The organism is Acinetobacter sp. SwsAc6, from assembly GCF_013391565.1.
Taxonomy (GTDB): Bacteria; Pseudomonadota; Gammaproteobacteria; order Pseudomonadales; family Moraxellaceae; genus Acinetobacter; species Acinetobacter cumulans.
On sequence record NZ_JACAXE010000027.1, the window covers coordinates 1 to 16,476 of the forward strand.

Genomic DNA, 16,476 nt, shown 5'->3' on the forward strand with positions numbered 1-16,476 from the left:
TGTACACAGCGCATTGGGTTATGTATCGCCTTTTGAGTTTGAAGCAATGTACTATGATAAGATTAACCCGTTAGGTCACGTGGCCTAACTTAAATAAAAATGTCTCCGACAAACCCGGTACGGTTCATTTCCATTACATTTCAAAATGGGACAGGTATTTCGTCTTCGATTACGAGGTTGCAGTTTTGAAAATGTAGTACAAGTGGACATTGAAACGAACAAGGGTAATGGAAGTTATCAGTTCAACTAAATCTGAAACTTGAGACCCTACCTTAGTAATTAAGTACTGAATCAAAGATAAGCTCATCAAAAACCATGCCCTTTGGGGGCATGGTTTTTTTATGCCTGAAATTTTATGGAGTTATCGATATGCCTCGAATTTATTGTCCGATGTGTGCCAGCGATGAAATAGAAATTGCTGCACCACACATACCCAATCCCAACCCTTCATTGGGTCAAACCCTACTTAAACCACCGATGCAGAGCCTGATGCAATATATCGTCAATTATGCAGCAATGGGTATTTCAGGTGCCCGTCTGATCAAAGGGCAACGTCCGATGGTCTATGTGGTCGGTGCTGTTATTGGTGGAGCAGTCGGCTGTGCTGCATGTTTCCTCAATTATGTCCAAGAACAGCAACCCAATCCCATGCTGAAAGAAACCGCGCAAGCACAAATTCTGTATGAGTGTCTGGAATGTGGTCATCACTTTGCCCAGAGCTTTACAGATCGAGCTTAGCCCCCACAAAACACCTCGCAACTTTAAAACACACAAAAAACCAAAATTTACATTCAATAGGAAAAAGAACGATGGCACATCAAATTGAACAAATGGCCTATGTCGGTGAAACCCCTTGGCATGGCTTAGGTAACCAACTCACCCAAAACCAACCAATTGAAGTCTGGGCACAGCAGGCAGGCATGGACTGGCGTATAGAATCATCCAACGTCAGTTATATGTCTCAAAATCAACGTGGGCAAAACATCATCATGCCTTATGAAGAACAGAGAGTACTTTATCGTTCTGATACGCATGCCCCTTTATCTGTGGTGAGTCAGCGTTATCAGGAAGTTCAACCTAAAGAAATTCTGCATTTCTACAAAGACCTGACTGAACAATCGGGCTTTGAACTGGAAACTGCTGGGGTACTTAAAGGAGGAAAGAAATTTTGGGCATTAGCTAAAACAGGGCAGACTTCTGCATTAAAGGGTAAAGATGTCAGTAATGGTTACATTCTCTTGGCTACGGCGTGTGATGGTACATTGGCAACAACAGCACAATTCACCAGTATTCGTGTGGTGTGTAATAACACCTTAGCGATTGCCTTAAAAGGTCAGAACGCTAGTTCAGGCGTAGTTAAAGTGCCACACAGCACCAAGTTTGATGCTGAGAAAATTAAACAGCAACTCGGTATATCCGTCCGTGTATGGAATGAGCACATGTATGAAATGAAACAACTGAGTCAACGTAAAGTCACTCAACAGGAAGCGGCTACTTATTTCGATGCTGTGTTTAATAACACGAGCCTCAGTCCAACCGAACAGGATGACAGTATTATTCAGTTTTATCGTAATGTGGCAGCGCAAGGAAGCCAATCCAATAAAGCTGAAAACAAGACTGAACCTAATGGACGCGCCATGTCTAAAGTCATGAGCATGTTTAATGGACATGGTCGTGGGGCAGAACTCAGTTCAGCCAAAGATACTGCTTATGGCTTGCTATGCAGTATTACAGAATTTGCCGATCATGAACGCCGGGCTATGAGTCAAGATCACCGACTCGATTCAGCTTGGTTTGGCGCAGGTGCTGGGTTGAAGCAACGTGGACTCGAACAAGCGCTGCGTATGCTTGCTTAAGCTCAATAGTTCTCTTTTTATAAATTAGCCTAAGTATCACAGAACAAGGGCAAATATTTTTCTTCACTAATGACCCAAATACCAAGCTCTTAAAGCCGTGTCTTTAGGCACGGCTTTTTTATGCCCAAAATCTAAAATAGAGGAATTCACAATGAATCATTTATCAAATCTGTCAGTAGCTTCTGCACAGCCTAAAGTATTCAGTCCCCCTAAACTTTTCAATGCGAAACGTTTTGTGGAGACTAAGAAACTCAGTCAGGCTGAATGGCTAGAAGTGCGCAGGCAAGGCATCGGTAGCAGTGACTGTGCTGCAGCCTGTGGGCTCAACCCTTATATGTCGATGCTGGAACTCTGGATGATCAAGACTGGACGGATCAAGCAATTGATTGAAGATGAAAGTGAAGGCCATGCACCACTGTATTGGGGCAAGCGTTTGGAACCCTTGGTCGCTGAGTATTACAGCATGCATACCAACTATAAAGTCCGCCGGGTTAATGCTGTGCTGCAGCATCCTGACCCAGACAAGCATTTCATGTTAGCCAACTTAGATTATTCAGTAGTGGGTGACGTAGATGTGCAGATTCTAGAATGTAAAACCGCAGGGGAATATGGCGCTAAGCTTTGGCGGGATGGTGTGCCTCTATATGTACTGTGTCAGGTTCAGCATCAATTGGCTGTGACTGGAAAGAAGGCAGCACATATCTGTGTACTGATTTGCGGACATGAAACCCGCATATTTAAAGTGACCCGTTCAGAATCGGTGATTCAGCATATCGTGAATGCAGAGCGTTACTTCTGGGAGTGCGTGGAAAAGGATACACCACCTGATGCAGATGCCAGTGAATCGGCTGCTAAAGCCTTGCAATTACTGTATCCAGAACATGTACCGCTAAGTACGACAGATTTATCGTTAGATGAACAGGCCAATCAACAGTTTGAGCAGCTGATTCAAGCACGCAATCATATTGAAAAGCACCAAGAGCAATTCGATCTGCTAAAGCACCAGTTGCAGGCCAAGATGCAGGAGGCCGAACGTGCGACCTTTAAAGCTGGTTCGGTGACATGGAAAAAGGCCAAAGACTCGATTAGCTTGGATAGCAAAGCATTACTTAAACAGCACCCTGAATATCTGAACCAATTTCCGCAAAGTAAATCTGGTTCAAGACGCTTCAATATTTACCCAAATGATGATTGATATGAATTCATTTATCGCGATTCACAAGCAAATCAATTTAAGGCCATAACGATCCCATGCCAAACAGCATGGGATTTTTTATGCCGATTTCATTGTTAAAAAGAGGAATATCATGATTAAAGGTTTAGCAATAACACCGCCTATTTTAGGGCGAATCAGCATTGGCCGAATGGTGGAAAAGAATGGCAAGCGTCTGCCTGAAAAAGATGATCAGTTCACCATTACCAGTCAAATCCAAAGTAAAGATAGTGGTTGGGTGAAACATCCACTTGATGAACAACTTCGAGCGAAAGCGCAAAACCAAAAACTCAGAACTATACCAGTTCGGATGATTTTCAATGATCCTGAACTTAATTTGAGAGCCGAATATAGTTTATTTGATCGTCAAACTGGACGCCCCGTTTGTGTCGGCAATGGTGAAACCTGCCAGCGCTTAACTAGTCAAGGTGTGGCACAGCATCCATGTCCATCACCTGATTTATGTTCAATGGCCCAAGGCGGTAATTGCAAGCCTTATGGACGGCTACATGTCAATTTAGATGAATCGGATGAGCTTGGCACCTTCATCTTTAGAACCACTGGTTTTAACAGTATTCGAACTTTGGCGGCACGGCTGAGTTACTACCATGCTGCATCGAATGGATTACTTTCATGTTTGCCATTGCAACTTACACTTCGGGGTAAATCCACGACCCAAAGCTATCGCCAGCCTGTGTATTACGTGGATTTAACTTTACGTGAAGGCGTTGATTTAAAGCAAGCTATACAGACTGCTAAAGAAATTGAGCAACAGAGTCAATCGAGTGGTTTTAATCAGGAAGCTTTAGATCACAAGGCAAGACAGGGTTATGCAAATGCAGTTTTTGAAATGGATTCAGGTGATGGGTTAGACGTCATTGAAGAGTTTTATCCATCTGATGAAGGCATCGATGATGCTCAACAAAAGAAAACCACAAGCTTGAATTTACAGAATGAGTTACAGCGTTCTGTTCAAACTTTGAATTGAATGATTGTTGAGGGTTAAGGAGATTAAATTTTTACGGAGCTGCATATCATTTGAGCGAATAACCGCTCGCATGAATGATTAGGAGTAAACTCATGAATGCGTTTGTTGGTCAAACTTTTCAAATGAATCAACTCATCAATATTAAGCAGGTTGTAGAAATTGTAGGTGTTGCACGTTCTACGATCTATGAAATGATGGATGAAAACTCACCGTATTATGATCCGACATTTCCAAAGAAAGTTAAAATTACCCAAAACCGTATTGGCTGGTCAGCTTATGAGATCCATAAGTGGATTGAAAATAAGTTGGCGAGTCGAGAATAAGGGATGCTTTGCTCCCTTATTTTTTTGTTTTATTGATAGGTGCTTCAATTTTTGTCCGACTTTAAAATAGAACTTTATTAAATCCGCGATAAGCCTTCATTTTCTGAAGTTTTTTATACGACATAAGTCGATGTATTACCCTCAAGTAATCCATTCATACACTGCCGTAAACCTTGAAAATAGTGTTAAATACGGGCATTAAAATTTAATGCTTTATTTGGGTTCTTATGGATCATTCAGTACATAACAAATTGGTTTCATTTATCTGGTCGATTGCTGATGACTGTCTTCGAGATGTCTATGTACGTGGTAAATATCGTGATGTAATTTTGCCGATGGTGGTATTACGCCGTTTGGACACTTTATTAGAGCCGACTAAAGATGCAGTACTCGAAGAAGTTCGCTACCAACAAGTCGAAATGGAACTCACCGAGTTCGATGATGAGCCACTGAAAGAAGCATCAGGCTATGTGTTCTATAACACCTCTAAATGGACATTACGCTCACTATATACCGCCGCATCAAATAACTCTCAAATATTATTGGCAAACTTTGAAGAGTATTTAGAGGGCTTTAGCGACAACGTTAAAGAAATCATCCAATGCTTTAACCTCTATACTCAAATTCGCCATATGTCACATAAAAATGTGCTGTTAGATGTGGTAGAGAAATTCTTATCACCATACATCAATTTAACGCCTGAAGATGCAGTCGATCCAGACGGCTACCGTTTACCTGCATTGACTAACTTAGGTATGGGTTATGTCTTTGAAGAATTAATTCGTAAATTTAACGAAGAAAATAACGAAGAGGCGGGTGAGCACTTTACGCCACGTGAAGTGATTGAGTTAATGACGCATTTTGTCTTTGACTCCATCCAAGAAAAGTTACCATTAACCATTACAGTATATGACCCTGCTTGCGGTTCGGGTGGGATGCTGACAGAAGCTCAAAACTTTATTGAAGAACGTTATAGCGTGGAAAATGGCAACCGTGATGTGCTTTTGTATGGTAAAGAGATCAATGACGAGACGTATGCGATCTGTAAGTCAGACATGATGATTAAGGGCAATAACCCTGAAAATATTCGTGTTGGTTCAACACTGACAACAGATGAGTTTGTCGGCACCAAGTTTGACTTCATGCTCTCTAACCCACCGTATGGTAAGAGCTGGGCATCTGAGCAAAAGCATATTAAAGATGGTTCAGATGTCATTGATCCACGTTTCATCGTGAAATTAAAAGACTATTGGGGCAATGAAGAAAGCTGTGATGCTACACCACGTTCAAGCGATGGTCAGCTTCTGTTCCTGATGGAAATGGTCAATAAGATGAAATCGCCTGAGCATAACGGCATTGGTGGTCGTATTGCCTCAGTTCATAACGGTTCAAGCTTATTTACCGGTGATGCAGGTGGTGGTGAAAGTAATATTCGTCGTTATATCATCGAAAATGATTTACTTAATGCGATTGTGCAGTTACCAAATAACTTGTTCTATAACACGGGTATTACCACCTATATTTGGTTGTTGTCGAATAACAAACCAGTACAGCGCAAAGGCAAAGTACAACTGATTGATGCAAGTTTGATGTTCCGTAAGTTGCGTAAAAACTTGGGCAATAAAAACTGTGAATTTGCGCCTGAACATATTGCTGAAATTATGCAGACTTATCTTGCAGGTCAAGATGTAGAACGTCAGCTTGATGCAAAAAATGATCCTATAGGTATTGCAAGCAAGGTGTTTGATAACCAAGACTTTGGTTATTACAAAGTTAATATTGAGCGTCCAGACCGCCGTAGCGCACAGTTTAGTGCAGAGCGTTTGCAAGGCTTACGTTTTGATAAGTCATTGTCTGAGCCAATGGAATATATGTATAGCACTTATGGCGATGATATTTATAGCGATGCGAAGCTTGATGCGGTGAAAAAAGAAGTCTTGGCATGGTGCGAAGATCAAGAGATTACGCTGAACAATAAAGCCCAAGCCAAGCTGTTTGATGTGAAACATTGGAATGCTTTGAAAACAGCATTGGACAATGCGTTAAGCATCATGCAACAGGTGGGTACAGATGAGTTCTCAGACTTTAACCTGTTTAAGAAAAAAGTGGATGAAGCAATCAAAGCTTTAAAGATTAAGCTGTCGAATTCTGAAAAGAACAACATTTTAAATGCGGTCAGTTGGTATGACGAAAACGCAGAAAAAGTGGTGAAAAAAGTTGTGAAGTTCAATGACGCTGAGCTTGTCGATTTAGTTGAACACTTGGGTTGTACAGAAGCTGATTTAGCCGACTTTGGCTATTATGCAACGGCGAAAAAAGGCGAGTTCACCACGTATGAAAGCAATAGCGACTTACGTGATAGTGAATCTGTACCGTTAAAACAGCAGATTCATCAATATTTCTTAGATGAAGTGAAACCGCATGTGGCTGAAGCGTGGATTAATCTGGATTCTGTGAAGATTGGTTATGAGATTAGCTTTAATAAGTATTTCTACCAGCATAAGCCGTTGCGTTCTTTAGAAGATGTGGCTCAGGATATTTTAAGTCTTGAGAAACAAGCCGATGGTTTGATTGCACAGATTTTGGGTCTTTAAGGGAAAGTATGATGTTTGAAAAATATGATGCTTATAAAGATTCAGGTATGGATTGGATTGGTGAAATTCCACATGATTGGAATGTCGTAAAACTTAAGCACTTACTACAAGAACCTCTCAAATATGGAGCTAATGAATCAGGTATAGAATTTTCAGAGGATTTACCTAGATACATTAGAATCACTGATTTTAATGATGATGGAAAGTTGGATGAAAAAAACAAATTATCTTTGACTTGGAAAAAAGGTAAAGATTATTTGTTGGATGATGGCGATATTCTGTTAGCAAGAAGTGGTGCATCAGTTGGTAAAAGTTTTTTGTTTAAATTAGAAAATGCAAATGAAAAAGCTTTTTGTTTCGCAGGTTATTTAATTAAAGCTAAAGCGGACATTAACAAAATTATTCCAAAATATCTATATCTGTATTTAAATTCAGAAGTTTTCTTTGAATGGAAAAATTTGATTTTCAATAAAGCTACTATTGAAAATATCGGTGCAGATAAATACTCTGAATTTTTCATAATTTTACCTTCTTTAGATGAGCAATCTAAGATTTTAGATTTGTTAAATCCTTTTTTGATGAATATCGATCAAGCCATTGCCATTAAAGAACAGCAAATTGCTTTACTCAATGAACGTAAGCAAATTGTGATTCAAAAAGCAGTGACGCAAGGTTTAGATCCAAATGTAACGATGAAAGATTCGGGTGTGGAATGGATTGGTCAAATTCCTGAGCATTGGAATACAATTACAAAACTAAAGCACATAGCATCGCTAAAAGGTCGTCAAGGTTGGCAAGGTTTAAAAGCTGATGAATATATTGATGAAGGACCATATGTCGTTAGTAGTGCACATTTTGACGGGCTAGATATTAATTGGGATAAATGCCCACATGTGTCTATAGAGCGTTACAAGATGGATGCACATATTCAACTTAATATTGGTGACATTTTATTGATGAAAGATGGTGCCAAGATGGGGAAAATGGCATACATTTCAAATTTGCCAGATTTAGCTTGCTTAAATAGTCATTTATTACTTATTAGATCTTTAAAGACCCAAGATGAATTTTTCTTTGACTCAAAATATATGCTTTATTTTATGTTGAGTGAAAAATTTCAAGACTATGTACAGGTTAAGGGTACAGGTACTACTTTTATGGGGATATCACAAGAATCAATAGGTAATTTCCCTATAGCATTACCGTCACTTTATGAACAAATTCAAATAGCATCTTTCTTAGATAAAAGAATGTTGGAGTTAGAAAAGGGTAAAGACCTATTGCTAACTCAAATTGAAAAGTTAAAAGAATATAAGACCACACTCATTAATGATGCTGTCACAGGCAAAATTAAAGTGGCATAAAAAATTAAACCTAGCGAACTTCAGTTGGCTAGGTTTTTTAATATTTCGGGGAGAATATGAGCTTATATACAGTAGACACAGCAAAAAAAGTATTAGAACCGTTGAGTATTACGCCACTTAAAGAGCAGAATCTCACAGAGCGTTATGACTTACAAGAATGGTTAGTCAGCCACCCTGAAGCATTGGGCGAAGAACTGCTGATTATCCAAAAAGAATTTGATGGCTTTGATGGCACAGGTGAACGCTTAGACCTATTGGCATTAGACACCAAAGGACAGCTTGTACTGATTGAAAACAAACGAGATGACAGTGGACGTGACGCCGTGTGGCAGGCACTGAAATATGCCTCTTATGTTGCGCCGTTTACCTCAGATGACATCGAAGACGTCTTTGCAAAATATCTGTTTAAAAATAGACCTGAATATCCCGACTTAGAACCGAATGCATTTGATGCAGATCAAGTTAAAAACACCGCAAAAATTCTGATTGAGCGCTTTTTAGAAGAACATCAAGAAATGGGTGTGGCAATCACCACCTTAAACCCAAGGAATAGCCAGCGTATTATCTTGGTGGCAGGCGAGTTTCGTAAGGAAGTGACCAATACCGCATTGTGGTTACTTGACCGTAAGATTGATGTGAAGTGCGTGAAGGTATCGCCTTATAAACTGGACGAACAATTGTTGGTGGATATTCAACAAATTATTCCTGTACCTGAAGCATCAGAATATATGGTACGACTCACTCGAAAGGAAGATGAAGAAACCATAGCTAAAGTAAAACAAGCAGATCATACCGATATACGCTACCAATATTGGGAGCAATTGCTCGCTCATTTTGCTCAAGGCGACAATTCGCTTTATAACAATATTAGTCCTAAGTCTGATCATTGGTTGAGTTCGGCAACTGGTATATCGCAATGTACTTATCATCTTATTTTCTTACAAAAAGCGATACGAGTAGATATTGAGTTTGCTCGGAAGGACGCCGTGGAGAATAAACAGCTCTTTGATTTCTTTTATGAGCGTAAAGAAGAGATTGAGCGAAAATTTGGTCAGCCTTTAGAGTGGCTGAGATTAGATGCTAAGAAATCATCTCGGATTGAGTTTATTTTGAATACCGATGGTCATAATCAGGACTTATGGCAAAGTCATATCGCATGGCATTTGGAACATATACAAAAGCTTGAGCAAGCCTTTAAGCCATATATGAATGAAGCGTATCAAGTGATTAAGTAAGAAAACATAGATCTAAAAATTTAAAATTGAGGGTAGGTTGTGTCAGAATCACAAGCGTTGATTAAAGTAGCAGTGTGCAATGTGGCACAGTTGCTTCGTGGTGGAAATATTCAGGTTCAAGACCAAGCAGATATACAAGGTAAATTGAAGATACCTGAATATCAGCGACCATATATTTGGAATGCAGAACAACTGGATCAACTCATTACTGATATTGAAGAGCATCAGAAAAAATCGAAACGCAGTGCTTACTACTTAGGCAGTATTATCTTACATGCCAAAGATACAGAGTTGAATATTATTGATGGTCAGCAAAGGTTGACCAGTTTAACGTTATTTGGCTACTTGAATGAACAACTGCAAGATGTCACTTTAAGCTATCACTCGAGTGTGAGTGTTGAGCATATCCGACGCAATTTAGCCTATCTACACTCGATTAAAGCGGAATGGGACAAAAGTATCGATCTCGAAAAAATTGTTGTTTCATTGGTGGTCACACCATCGGAAGATGATGCTTATAAATTCTTTGAAACGCAAAATACAGGCGGTGTTCGCTTATCGGGTATCGATATTATTAAGGCATACCATCTTCGTGCGATTAATTCAGAACAACAAAAGAAACACCAAACGTTTTATGCCAAAAAATGGGAAAGCTTGGGGGAGTTTTCTGAGACGGTATGGAGATTATTATTAGGGCGATATTGGAATGTTCTCAACTTCAGAGACATCCCTTACTATAAAAACAAAGTCGCAATTAAAAATGCCATTATTGAAGAATTTTCAAAGAATACCCAAAAAGGTACAGAAGATATTGCTTATAGCCAAATCAGCACAGAGTATAACCCTGTCAATCGCTCCTCACAGATCAGCACGCCCAACAGTTACCATTTCAGACAACCATTAAATGCAGGGATTAATACCATTTCATACTTAGAATACTACAATCAGTTGTATTTAAAGTATTACCAAAACTTGGATGTAGCGTATCTAGCAGAGTATTACCAATTTACAAAGTGGTTAAAACAGCTAAAAGGATGTCATTTTTTAGCAGAGTTATATGCCATTGGCATCATGCTATATGTAAGCAAATTTGGTGAATACAAATTAGATATTTTTGCGAAAAAGTTTTTCCGTGTGGCCTATTCACCAAGAGCAACGAATAAGACTAGAGTACAAGCGGAGAGCGTACCTAAACTGCTCAAAGATAATCAACTATTAGATCATTTGGTGATGGCTTATCGACCCGAAGATTCTTTTAAACATTTAGATAGTTTGAATTTTGTGGTTACGGAGTATGATCTGGATGAGACTAAAAAGTCCCTCAAAAAAACCTTTATTCAAGAAACTATAAAGCACTTTGAACTGAATTTGAAAAACGAAGAAATACAACAGGGCTTTTTCGAACAGCTAACGCAGAAAATAAAGAATTTGGGGTAAGAAATGAATCAGTGTGTAGATACAGAATTATTGACGCTTCAACGTGTCGTAGAGCAAAAATATCAATTCATTATCCCGAGTTACCAACGCCCTTATGTTTGGACAAGCGATGAAATAAAACGACTATTAGAAGATATTCATTCAGCATATATACTTGAAGAACCTCATTATTATGTGGGAAGCACTCTGACGGCTCGAAGAAACATCGTATTAGGAAATGAAAATGTTGATGTACTCGAGTTGATTGATGGACAACAACGAACGACGACTCTGATGCTATTTTCTCTAGCTTGTATGAGCTTAACAGAAAAAATAACGCATCCAATACTAGGTGTCGCGAGTATTCAAAAACAACCAAGATTACATTTTGAAATTAGAGAAAATGTACAAGCTTTTTTGCAAGAACATTCTGGATTGGCCAAGGTTATGGCAAAGCATGTATTCAATGCCCAAGAAGATGAATATCTTGAAAAAATTGAACAAGGCTTAGTTGTTATTCGTCAGTATTTAGAATCACTGAAAAATCAAGGTGTTTTAATTGGATATCTAGATTATGTTTACCACCATGTGACTTGGGTAAACAACATCGTCCCTACTGATACAGATTTGAATAAGATATTTACCAGTATGAATACAGCAGGTGTTCAGTTAGAGCCTGTAGACTTGGTAAAAGCAAAAATCTTTAAAAAGATAAATACAGATAAAGTCCTTTATAGTGAAATATGGGATATCTGCCAAAATATGAATCAATATTTTGAACGATTACTCAAAGGGAAAATCAGCATAGAAAGTTGGCGAAAATTGAGCTTTGCTGATTTAGTTAAATATCAGCCATCAAAAATGGCTTTCCTCTGCTTGCGAATTTCATCTGAAGTAGAACAGCTAGATCTTTCAATTTCTAAGATATTTGATGATTTTAAATCAGACATCAATAATGAAAATATCAGCTTTCAAAAAGAGATTCAGCCGGTAGTAAAAAGCTTAGGAAATGAAGAAATTAATTATACTTTTCGTTCTTTTTTAAGTTTTGACTTATTGCTGATTCATGCCTTAAGAATTTATAAAATTAAAGCAAACTTAGGTACAGATATTCAGCAACGAATGACAGGTGCAAAACTTCAAGAAATCTTTGATGATTTTTTAGAAGAAGCAGATGAAGTTCATATTAAGGCATTTATACAGACCTTATGGCAAGTTCGTTATTTGTTTGATCGCTTTGCGGTAAGATGGATAGAAGATGAAGAGAGTCGATCAGAGGAGCTAGTATTAACCTATATATCAGCACTTGATAAAAATGACTCCTATCCAAGATCAAAACAGGAGTATTCGGCACTACAGCAATTGCAAAGCGTTTGTATTTTCACAACTGACCGTAATGCACATTATTGGCTGACGCCATATTTAATGGAACTAGTAAAAGTCTTTGAACAGCGTGGTGAAAAGGCTTGTGATGAGGAAGCATTGAGCATTCTTGAGAAAATTGACAATACACTTTCTTTAACAACGCAGACTCAGAAACAAGCGAGTTATTTGTTGGCCCAAGGGGTAGAAGTTGCAAAGGACTCTTTTGATAATATCCAAGCAAATTTAAATACTCCTCAAGGCACTGGATTTAAACATTATTGGTTTCAGAAACTTGAATACACATTATGGAAAGCGATCAAGTTCGATAATTTGATGCAATGTCGTGATCAAAAACAGTTTAAAGGCTATCGTATTAGCTCCAAGAATTCGATTGAACATATACATCCACAGAATGAAAAATATAGCTTAGGGTTAGACGACCAATATTTGCATGCTTTTGGCAATTTGGCATTGCTTAGCCCGAGTCAGAATTCAGAATATAGCAATAAACCTATTCGTGTCAAAAGAGCAGATTTCTATGAGAAGCCTATTTATGATTCATTGAAATTAAAGAACTTATTTGACCGTTTAGACAGCGAGAGTAAAGAGCTAGATATCCATACGATTATTGAACATCAGCAAGATATGCTGAATATATTGGAACAACATTATAAGGGTGAGGGTATGACATGGTCAGTTTAACTAACGAACGTGCTTTGGAAATGGCAATTGAAAAAGCGCTGACTGGAACATGCCTCGAAAATGTTAAAGCAGGTTTAACCGATATTTCTCTACCTCATCATGGCTTTGTATCGGGTTCACCTGCAAATTTTGACATGTTGTATGCCTTAGATACCCAATATTTCTGGCAGTTCTTAGAACAAACACAAGCTGATGAACTGGCAAAGATTCAAAAATTTAATCCACACGATTGGCAACGTAAAATCTATGAACGCTTTGATCGAATGATCCGTAAGCATGGGGTGATTCATCTACTGAAAAAAGGTCTCGCCGTAGATCAAGCGCATTTTCAGTTGATGTACCCAGCGCCGTTGGCAAGTAGTTCTCAGAAGATTAAAGACCGATTCAAGCAGAACATTTTTAGTGTAACTCGCCAATTACGTTACTCAAAAGCCAATCCACTACAAGAAATTGACATGGTGGTATTTGTAAATGGTATTCCAATTATTACTTTTGAATTAAAGAATGATTGGACAGGGCAAAATGCTCGTTATCATGGGCAAAAACAATATAAACAAGATCGAGATATCACACAGCCCTTATTGAGCTTTGCTCGTTGTATTGTACATATGGCTGTCGATACCGATGAAGTCTATATGACTACGAAGTTGGCTGGAGCGAATACCTTTTTCTTACCTTTCAACAAGGGCCATAACGCAGGTGCAGGAAATCCGCCAAATGCAGAGGGGCATAAAACAGCATACCTCTGGAATGAGCTACTTTCAAAAGAAAGTTTGGCAAATATCGTTCAGCACTTCGTACGACTAGATGGTGATGAGAAAACCTTATTAGATAAAAGGAATCTGTATTTCCCACGTTATCATCAACTCAGTGTAGTACGCCGTCTCATTCATGATGTTTCAACACGTGGCGTAGGGCAGACATATCTTATTCAACATTCCGCAGGTTCAGGTAAGTCAAACTCGATTACATGGGCAGCATTTCAGTTGATTGAAGCCTACCCAGTAGAAAAAGACATTGCAGGAAGCCGAGGGCTAGAACATCCCTTATTTGATTCAGTGATTGTGGTGACGGATCGCCGTATTCTGGATAAACAGCTTAAAGAGAACATTAAGGAGTTCTCTGAAGTTAAGAATATTATGGCACATGCCCATAAGTCATCAGAGCTGAAATCTGCTTTAGAAAATGGCAAAAAGATCATTATTACCACGATTCAAAAATTCCCTTTCATTATCGATGGGATTGCAGATTTAAGTGATAAACGTTTTGCTGTGATCATTGATGAGGCACATAGCTCTCAATCTGGTGTTGCACATGACAAAATGAATGAAGTCATGGGTAAAGCCAATGAAGACAGTGATGGTATAGATGCACAAGATAAAATCTTAAGTGCGATGTTGGCACGTAAGATGAAAGGCAATGCATCCTATTTTGCCTTTACTGCAACGCCAAAAAACACGACTTTAGAAAAGTTTGGTGAAAAGCAAGTAGATGGTTCTTTTAAACCTTTTGATCTGTATTCGATGAAACAGGCAATCGAAGAAGGGTTTATTCTAGATGTCTTGTCCAATTACACGACATATAAGAGCTTCTATGAAATTGAGAAGTCGATTCTAGACAATCCGTTATTTGATACTAAAAAAGCGCAGAAAACCTTAAGAAGTTATGTAGAGAAAACTCAACAGACCATTGATATCAAAGCTGAAGTTATGTTAGATCATTTCATTCAACATGTGGTAAATACCAAGAAATTAAAAGGCAAGGCCAAAGGGATGATTGTGACTCAAAATATTGAGTCTGCAATCCGTTATTACAAAGCGATAGATCGTCTGCTTGAGCAAGCAGGGTATCCATTTAAAGCCATCATTGCTTTCTCTGGTGAGAAGAAAGTAGATGGTATTGAATATTCAGAAGCGATTCTCAATGGATTCTCTGACAACGATACCAAAGATATGTTTGATCGTGGTTATGTGGGGGAGAAGAAGCCTGTAGGCGTGAATGAAGATCAGTATCGATTGCTTATTGTTGCGAACAAATACCTGACTGGTTTTGATCAGCCTAAGCTATGTACGATGTACGTTGATAAAAAGTTGGCCGATGTACTATGCGTACAAGCGCTGTCTCGCTTAAATCGTTCTGCACCTAAATTAGGTAAGAGAACTGAAGATCTATTTGTGCTCGATTTCTTCAATGAAATAGAAGATATCAAACATTCATTTGATCGTTTCTACACTTCGACCACATTGTCACAAGCGACTGATATTAATGTCCTCAACGAACTAAAAGATGAGTTGGATACTGTTGGAGTATATGAATCTACTGAAGTGGAAGATTTCGCTACGAAGTATTTCGATTCAGTCGATGCAGAAAAATTAAGCCCGATGATTGATATCGCCGTGGCACGTTTTGATGCTGAATTAGAACTCACTCCTGAAAATAAAGCTGATTTCAAGATCAAGGCAAAGCAATTCGTGAAGATTTATGGACAGATGGCTTCAATTTTGCCATATGAAGTTCCAGCTTGGGAAAAGTTGTATTGGTTCTTAAAGTTCTTGATTCCGAAACTCAAAATTGAAGATCCAGAAGCGGATGCCTTGGATGAGTTGTTAAACTCAGTTGATTTAAACTCTTATGGATTACAGCGTAAAAAACTGAATGAGCAAATTGAGTTAGATACTGAAGAGACAGTTCTAGATCCGACAAATTCGAATCCTCGTGGTGCTCATGGCGGTGAAACTGAAGAAGACCCATTAGATGAAATCATTAAAACGTTTAATGAACGTTGGTTTGGTGGTTGGGCTGCAACGCCTGAGGAGCAAAAAGTAAAATTTGTGAATATCTTAAAACAGATAAAAGAACATGCTGATTTTGAGAGTAAGTATTTGAATAACCCTGATCCGCATACCAAAGATTTGGCTTTTGACAAGATTATGAATGAAGTGATGTTACGTCAAAGAAAGATTGATATGGATATGTACAAGCAATATTCAAAAGATACTGCCTTTAGAATGTCATGGAAATACAGTTTGCAACAGGGTGTCATGAGATAAGGAAGATTTATGATGTGGAATTGGATACAAGAGGAGTTCTATACGTTACTGATAGTGCTAGAGCGCTATCCAAAGGTCTGGATACTTCCTTGTGTCTTTTTTATATTTTGTATCGCTGTTATCACATGGCTGAATGCTCAACTCGGTCATTATTTTGAGACACGAAGCGTGACGCAGATGATGCCTTATATAGATCAATTCATTGTTAATTTTTACGATAAAATTCGTGGGAAATTAGTGAATCGGTATTTGATATTGGGGACGTTGGTGTTGTTTGCTATTGGATATCTGAAATATCGTAAAAAGATTTATTTCTAGATCAGAGAAATCTAGCCAAAGATTGTAAGCGTACTCTTGAATGTCAAAAAAT

The 16,476-nt window shown here is 38.5% G+C and carries 11 protein-coding genes; all 11 read left to right on the forward strand.

What is annotated here, in order from left to right:
- Positions 1-369 precede the first annotated feature (369 nt).
- The 11 genes from HYG93_RS14925 to HYG93_RS14975 all read left to right on the forward strand — a co-directional run bounded on the left by HYG93_RS14925 (position 370) and on the right by HYG93_RS14975 (position 16,106).
- The gene (locus tag HYG93_RS14925; RefSeq protein ID WP_117008174.1) at positions 370-738 is read left to right on the forward strand and encodes a hypothetical protein; all 369 of its coding nucleotides are present in this window, start codon (positions 370-372) and stop codon (positions 736-738) included.
- A gap of 71 nt (positions 739-809) precedes the next feature.
- A complete protein-coding gene (locus HYG93_RS14930; RefSeq protein ID WP_178962590.1) occupies positions 810-1,856 on the forward strand; it encodes a DUF932 domain-containing protein in 1,047 nt (348 codons plus the stop codon).
- Positions 1,857-2,007: 151 nt separating this feature from the next.
- Complete coding sequence (locus tag HYG93_RS14935; protein ID WP_178962591.1) at positions 2,008-3,051, forward strand: YqaJ viral recombinase family protein; 1,044 nt, start codon at positions 2,008-2,010, stop codon at positions 3,049-3,051.
- Between the two features lie 112 nt (positions 3,052-3,163).
- Positions 3,164-4,057 carry a hydrolase or metal-binding protein gene (locus tag HYG93_RS14940; protein WP_117008171.1) on the forward strand — a complete coding sequence of 298 codons (894 nt, stop codon included), beginning with the start codon at positions 3,164-3,166 and terminating at the stop codon, positions 4,055-4,057.
- Positions 4,058-4,149: 92 nt separating this feature from the next.
- Positions 4,150-4,380, forward strand: coding sequence for an AlpA family transcriptional regulator (locus HYG93_RS14945; protein WP_117008170.1), 231 nt, complete (start codon positions 4,150-4,152; stop codon positions 4,378-4,380).
- Between the two features lie 227 nt (positions 4,381-4,607).
- Positions 4,608-6,974 carry a class I SAM-dependent DNA methyltransferase gene (locus HYG93_RS14950; protein WP_178962592.1) on the forward strand — a complete coding sequence of 789 codons (2,367 nt, stop codon included), beginning with the start codon at positions 4,608-4,610 and terminating at the stop codon, positions 6,972-6,974.
- Positions 6,975-6,982: 8 nt separating this feature from the next.
- A complete protein-coding gene (locus HYG93_RS14955; protein ID WP_178962593.1) occupies positions 6,983-8,338 on the forward strand; it encodes a restriction endonuclease subunit S in 1,356 nt (451 codons plus the stop codon).
- A 56-nt stretch (positions 8,339-8,394) separates the two neighbouring features.
- Positions 8,395-9,573: a DUF4268 domain-containing protein gene (locus HYG93_RS14960; protein ID WP_178962594.1), complete on the forward strand. Its 1,179-nt coding sequence runs from the start codon at positions 8,395-8,397 to the stop codon at positions 9,571-9,573.
- Between the two features lie 39 nt (positions 9,574-9,612).
- Complete coding sequence (locus HYG93_RS14965; protein WP_178962595.1) at positions 9,613-11,010, forward strand: DUF262 domain-containing protein; 1,398 nt, start codon at positions 9,613-9,615, stop codon at positions 11,008-11,010.
- 3 nt (positions 11,011-11,013) lie between these two features.
- Entirely contained in the window at positions 11,014-13,056 is a 2,043-nt protein-coding gene (locus tag HYG93_RS14970) for a DUF262 domain-containing protein (RefSeq protein WP_178962596.1), read from the forward strand.
- Positions 13,044-16,106, forward strand: a complete 3,063-nt coding sequence (locus HYG93_RS14975) for a type I restriction endonuclease subunit R (protein ID WP_178962597.1) — start codon at positions 13,044-13,046, stop codon at positions 16,104-16,106. Before HYG93_RS14970 ends, HYG93_RS14975 begins: the two co-directional genes overlap by 13 nt.
- Positions 16,107-16,476 lie beyond the last annotated feature (370 nt).

Excerpts from the sequence above, each read along its gene's own strand:
- HYG93_RS14960 (WP_178962594.1), top strand. The coding sequence starts at position 8,395 with ATGAGCTTATATACAGTAGACACAGCAAAAAAAGTATTAGAACCGTTG.
- HYG93_RS14930 (WP_178962590.1), top strand. The coding sequence starts at position 810 with ATGGCACATCAAATTGAACAAATGGCCTATGTCGGTGAAACCCCTTGG.
- HYG93_RS14955 (WP_178962593.1), top strand. The coding sequence starts at position 6,983 with ATGATGTTTGAAAAATATGATGCTTATAAAGATTCAGGTATGGATTGG.
- HYG93_RS14940 (WP_117008171.1), top strand. The coding sequence starts at position 3,164 with ATGATTAAAGGTTTAGCAATAACACCGCCTATTTTAGGGCGAATCAGC.
- HYG93_RS14935 (WP_178962591.1), top strand. The coding sequence starts at position 2,008 with ATGAATCATTTATCAAATCTGTCAGTAGCTTCTGCACAGCCTAAAGTA.
- HYG93_RS14970 (WP_178962596.1), top strand. The coding sequence starts at position 11,014 with ATGAATCAGTGTGTAGATACAGAATTATTGACGCTTCAACGTGTCGTA.
- HYG93_RS14975 (WP_178962597.1), top strand. The coding sequence starts at position 13,044 with ATGGTCAGTTTAACTAACGAACGTGCTTTGGAAATGGCAATTGAAAAA.
- HYG93_RS14945 (WP_117008170.1), top strand. The coding sequence starts at position 4,150 with ATGAATGCGTTTGTTGGTCAAACTTTTCAAATGAATCAACTCATCAAT.
- HYG93_RS14950 (WP_178962592.1), top strand. The coding sequence starts at position 4,608 with ATGGATCATTCAGTACATAACAAATTGGTTTCATTTATCTGGTCGATT.
- HYG93_RS14925 (WP_117008174.1), top strand. The coding sequence starts at position 370 with ATGCCTCGAATTTATTGTCCGATGTGTGCCAGCGATGAAATAGAAATT.